The 689-nt window shown below is 33.4% G+C and carries 1 protein-coding gene; it reads right to left on the bottom strand.

Annotated features, from left to right (window positions below):
• Positions 1 to 689 (bottom strand): hypothetical protein (locus tag ACTHUM_RS16835; protein ID WP_440403532.1); only part of this gene is annotated, 689 nt, incomplete at both ends.

Below are 689 nucleotides of genomic sequence, written 5' to 3'. Positions count from 1 at the left end.
TCTTTTGCTAGCCGATTATAAATTTGGCTTAAGTTTCTATCGTCTTTCTTAGGAAAAAGGTTATGTGCCTCTTCAAAATAAAATTGAATGAAATTATTAGGTCGAGCATTAGTAAATCTATTCATAGAATCTCTGAAGATACGACGTGTAATTCTCTCTGAATACATTCTTTGTAATTCTTCATCCCCACTAGATAAATCAGCAATAATAATTTTTCCTTGACGAAGAGCTTGTAAAATATCATCCTCAAAAGGTGTCTGAGATTTATCGGTATGCTGAGTAACAATTGGTCGTAAATTCAAATAGCCAGTTCTATCTATTGAACCACCTGAGCTACTCTTTCTAGTTAAAATCACTAACAAGGCTTTTAACTCATCATCAGCCCATTCCTTACGTTTTTTTTGTTTATAGTCATTACATGCTACTGAAGAATCATAAGAATCCCATAAAGCAGTCCACCATTCAGTTGCTAAATCTAACGATATCCCTGCCTTTAATGATTGCGAAGTTACATCGGGGATATCCATTTCTTCTAATAGCTCTTTATTTACGGAAAATGTTACCTTCTCATTTTCTGAGCATTTAAATCCCGCTGCTTTTAGAATACATTTATAAACCGACAATTTTCTATCATATCTAGTTTTAGCAGAGTAATCAGAGTCATAGTTATAAGGCTTTTCGAGTATTAC

This window comes from Neisseria sp. P0021.S006, assembly GCF_051956895.1.
The sequence above is the reverse complement of the archived record's forward strand: the minus strand, read 5'-3'. Positions and strand labels throughout refer to the sequence as shown.